The organism is Citrobacter sp. wls827 (assembly GCF_005280875.1).
GTDB classification, from domain to species: Bacteria; Pseudomonadota; Gammaproteobacteria; order Enterobacterales; family Enterobacteriaceae; genus Citrobacter; species Citrobacter youngae.
The window spans coordinates 65,899-69,880 of the sequence record NZ_SZWR01000023.1 but is presented as its reverse complement, the minus strand read 5'-3'; the positions used below and the strand labels follow the sequence as shown (position 1 = coordinate 69,880).

The window sequence follows — 3,982 nt, the reverse complement described above, 5'->3', positions numbered from 1 at the left end:
TGGCGGACGAAACCGCCACCTGCCACGTGACGGTATCGGCAAACAGCGTACTGGCCCCTTTCCTCGACCCCGATGGCAATCTGCCCGGCTGGTTCGCACTGGAATTAATGGCGCAGACCATTGGCGTCTGGTCTGGCTGGCACCGCCAGCAACACGGTCAGGCGAGTATTGCATTAGGTATGGTGCTGGGCGCACGCGAGTTAGTCTGTGCTGCGGGTGTTCTGCCTGCCGGGAAGCGGCTGAGCATCCATGTCAAATTGCTGATGCAGGATGCACGATTCGGTAGCTTTGAATGCGTCATTCAGGCAGACAACAAGACGCTGGCAACCGGTCGCGTCAACACCTTCCAGCCGACAACAGAAGAAATTAACACGCTATTTCAACAAGGAGCGTCCACATGAGTCGTTCAGTTTTAGTTACGGGTGCCAGCAAAGGTATCGGTCGCGCCATCGCCAGACAACTGGCGGCAGACGGCTTTGTGGTCGGCGTGCACTATCATCGCGATGCACAAGGTGCACAAGACACACTGGAGGCTATCCTCGCCGCTGGCGGCGCAGGGCGTCTGTTGACGTTTGACGTTGCCAATCGCGAGCAATGCCGTGAAGTACTGGAGCACGATATTGAGGTTAACGGCGCATGGTACGGCATTGTCAGCAACGCCGGGGTAACGCGTGATGCCGCCTTCCCTGCGCTCAGCGATAGCGACTGGGATGCGGTGATCCACACCAACCTCGACAGCTTTTACAACGTCATTCATCCGTGCATTATGCCGATGATTAGCGCACGCCAGGGGGGTCGTATCATCACACTGTCTTCGGTATCCGGCGTGATGGGCAACCGCGGTCAGGTTAATTACAGTGCAGCAAAAGCCGGTATTATTGGCGCCACCAAAGCGCTGGCCATCGAACTGGCAAAACGCAAAATTACCGTAAACTGTATTGCACCAGGACTGATTGATACCGGGATGATCGAGATGGAAGAAGCCGCATTGAAAGAGGCGATGTCGATGATCCCCATGAAACGGATAGGTCAGGCTGAAGAAGTGGCCGGGCTTGCCAGTTATTTAATGTCGGATGTGGCGGGCTATGTCACTCGCCAGGTGATTTCCATCAATGGAGGGATGTTATGACACGTCGTGTCGTGATTACAGGCATGGGCGGCGTCACCGCCTTTGGCGAAAACTGGCAGGATGTCTCAGCCAGGCTATTGGCGTATGAAAATGCGGTACGCAAAATGCCGGAGTGGCAGGTTTATGACGGACTGCACACGCTGTTGGGTGCGCCGATCGATAACTTCACTCTGCCGGAACACTATACCCGCAAGCGCATTCGCGCCATGGGTCGCGTGTCGCTGATGTCCACTCGCGCATCAGAACTGGCGTTAGAACAAGCCGGACTGATTGGCGATCGGGTACTGACCAACGGTGAAACCGGAATAGCATACGGTTCCTCCACAGGCAGCACCGGGCCGGTGAGTGAGTTCGCGACCATGCTGACCGAGAAGCACACCAATAACATCACCGGCACGACCTACGTGCAAATGATGCCGCACACCACGGCTGTTAACACCGGATTGTTTTTCGGCCTGCGTGGGCGAGTCATCCCGACATCCAGCGCCTGCACCTCCGGTAGCCAGGCAATTGGTTACGCATGGGAAGCCATCCGACACGGTTATCAAACTGTGATGGTTGCCGGCGGTGCAGAAGAACTGTGCCCTTCCGAAGCCGCCGTATTTGATACGCTGTTCGCCACCAGCCAGCGCAACGACGAACCGAAAACCACCCCCTCCCCATTCGATGAAAAACGCGATGGTCTGGTCATCGGGGAAGGTGCTGGTACGCTGGTGCTGGAAGAGTTGGAACACGCTAAAGCGCGCGGAGCAACGATTTACGGTGAAATCGTCGGCTTTGCCACTAACTGCGATGCTGCCCATATCACCCAGCCACAGCGTGAGACAATGCAGATTTGCATGGAAAAATCGCTGAGCATGGCCGGTATTAGCGCCCGGGATATCGGCTATATTTCAGCGCACGGTACCGCTACCGATCGTGGCGATATTGCAGAAAGTCAGGCGACTGCCGCAATTTATGGTGATAATGTGCCGCTATCCTCGCTTAAAAGCTATTTTGGGCATACCCTTGGCGCTTGTGGCGCACTGGAGGCCTGGATGAGTCTGCAAATGATGCGTGAAGGCTGGTTTGCGCCTACGCTGAATTTGAGTCAGCCAGATGCCAATTGTGGCGCGCTGGATTACATTATGGGTGAAGCCCGCAAGATTGATTGCGAGTTTTTGCAGAGCAATAACTTTGCGTTTGGCGGCATCAATACTTCTATCATCATCAAACGTTGGCCGTGATATGTACCGGATCGTTCTAGGGAAAGTTTCTGATTTAAGCACCGGCGTGCTGCCTCATGCGCTCTATGAGCAGGCACCGCAGGGTGCTCGCCGCGCACGCTGGTTGGCTGGCCGCGTGCTGCTTTCCCATGCCCTTTCCCCATTGCCTGATATCGTCTACGGCGAGCAAGGAAAACCGGCCTTTTCAGCCGACACGCCGCTGTGGTTCAATCTTAGCCACAGCGGTGATGACATTGCTCTGCTGCTTAGCGACGAAGGGGAAGTGGGCTGCGATATTGAAGTCGTGCGCCCGCGCGAAAACTGGAAGACGCTGGCGAATACGGTGTTCAGTCTAGGGGAACATGCCGAAATCGAAGCAGAACATCCGGACCACCAACTGGCGGCTTTCTGGCGCATCTGGACGCGCAAAGAAGCCATCGTTAAGCAGCGTGGCGGCAGCGCCTGGCAAATTGTCAGCGTCGATAGCACTACACTGACATCCTCGCTCTCCGTTAGCCAGTGCCAGCTCGAAACCCTGAGTCTGGCCGTGTGCACGCCAACGCCATTTACCCTGACAGCCGACGCCGTGCAGAGGCTGTAACTCCCGCATTCCCTGTGCGCCGACGCGCGACATGAAAGGTTAACTGCAGATGCAACGAGTCACCATTACTCTCGATGACGATTTACTGGAAACGCTGGATAGCCTGAGCCAGCGCCGTGGTTACAACAACCGTTCTGAAGCGATTCGCGATATTTTGCGTGGTGCGCTGGCGCAGGAAACGACCCAGGAGCATGGCACTCAGGGCTTCGCGGTACTCTCGTATGTTTATGAACATGAGAAGCGTGATTTGGCCAGCCGCATTGTTTCGACGCAGCACCATCACCATGATTTATCGGTCGCTACGCTACACGTTCACATCAACCATGACGACTGCCTGGAAATCGCCGTACTAAAAGGCGACATGGGCGATGTTCAGCATTTTGCCGATGATGTGATTTCCCAGCGCGGAGTGCGCCACGGTCATTTGCAGTGCCTGCCAAAAGAAGAGTAATTACCTGTTTCGTTGCCGGGGGCGCTTCGCTTGCCCGGCCTACACCCGTTCTCGTTTGTAGGCCGGATAAGGCGTAGCCGCCATCCGGCAATAATGTTCACGCCATCGTGCCAATCGTCTTTCTAAAGCGCAGCAGCGCTATCAGGAAGAACGCACTGCCAATCGCCAGCAACGTCAGAAACTGCGGCCAGACGATGCCGAACCCTGCGCCACGATAAAGAATCGCCTGCGCCAGGCTGACAAAGTGGGTAGTCGGCATCGTCAGCATGATGTCCTGTACGGCCTGCGGCATGCTTTCACGCGGCGTGGAGCCACCGGAAAGCATCTGTAACGGCAACAGCACCAGAATCATCAGCAATCCCAGTTGCGGCATGGAGCGCGCCAGCGTGCCCATAAAAATACCGATCGAGGTGGTGGCGAACAGGCTCAGCGCCACGCCCAGCATAAACAGCGGTATCGAGCCTTCAATGGGTACGCCGAGCACGCCTTTTACCATCAGCATCAGCGATAAACCGGAAACCACCAGCACCACCAGCCCCATCGACCAGATTTTTGCCATCATGATCTCAAACGGCGTTACCGGCATCACCAGCAGA

General features: G+C 56.0%; 6 protein-coding genes. 5 read left to right on the top strand and 1 reads right to left on the bottom strand.

What is annotated here, in order from left to right; all coding sequences use genetic code 11:
• The 5 genes from FDX03_RS19770 to nikR all read left to right on the top strand — a co-directional run.
• Positions 1-401 (top strand): 3-hydroxy-fatty acyl-ACP dehydratase (locus FDX03_RS19770; protein WP_249357121.1); only part of this gene is annotated, 401 nt, incomplete at its 5' end.
• Positions 398-1,129, top strand: a complete 732-nt coding sequence (locus FDX03_RS19765) for a 3-ketoacyl-ACP reductase FabG2 (protein ID WP_137346468.1) — start codon at positions 398-400, stop codon at positions 1,127-1,129. The genes FDX03_RS19770 and FDX03_RS19765, both read left to right, overlap by 4 nt.
• Entirely contained in the window at positions 1,126-2,355 is a 1,230-nt protein-coding gene (locus tag FDX03_RS19760; RefSeq protein ID WP_048213607.1) for a beta-ketoacyl-ACP synthase, read from the top strand. The genes FDX03_RS19765 and FDX03_RS19760 overlap by 4 nt, the downstream gene beginning before the upstream one ends.
• Before the next feature lies 1 nt (position 2,356).
• Positions 2,357-2,935, top strand: a complete 579-nt coding sequence (gene acpT / locus FDX03_RS19755) for a 4'-phosphopantetheinyl transferase AcpT (RefSeq protein ID WP_061068768.1) — start codon at positions 2,357-2,359, stop codon at positions 2,933-2,935.
• 49 nt (positions 2,936-2,984) lie between these two features.
• Positions 2,985-3,386 carry a nickel-responsive transcriptional regulator NikR gene (gene nikR, locus FDX03_RS19750; RefSeq protein WP_005121550.1) on the top strand — a complete coding sequence of 134 codons (402 nt, stop codon included), beginning with the start codon at positions 2,985-2,987 and terminating at the stop codon, positions 3,384-3,386.
• A gap of 97 nt (positions 3,387-3,483) precedes the next feature.
• Here nikR and FDX03_RS23680 read toward each other — a convergent pair.
• On the bottom strand, positions 3,484-3,982 hold a 499-nt coding region (locus tag FDX03_RS23680), incomplete at its 5' end, for an ABC transporter permease (protein ID WP_249357120.1).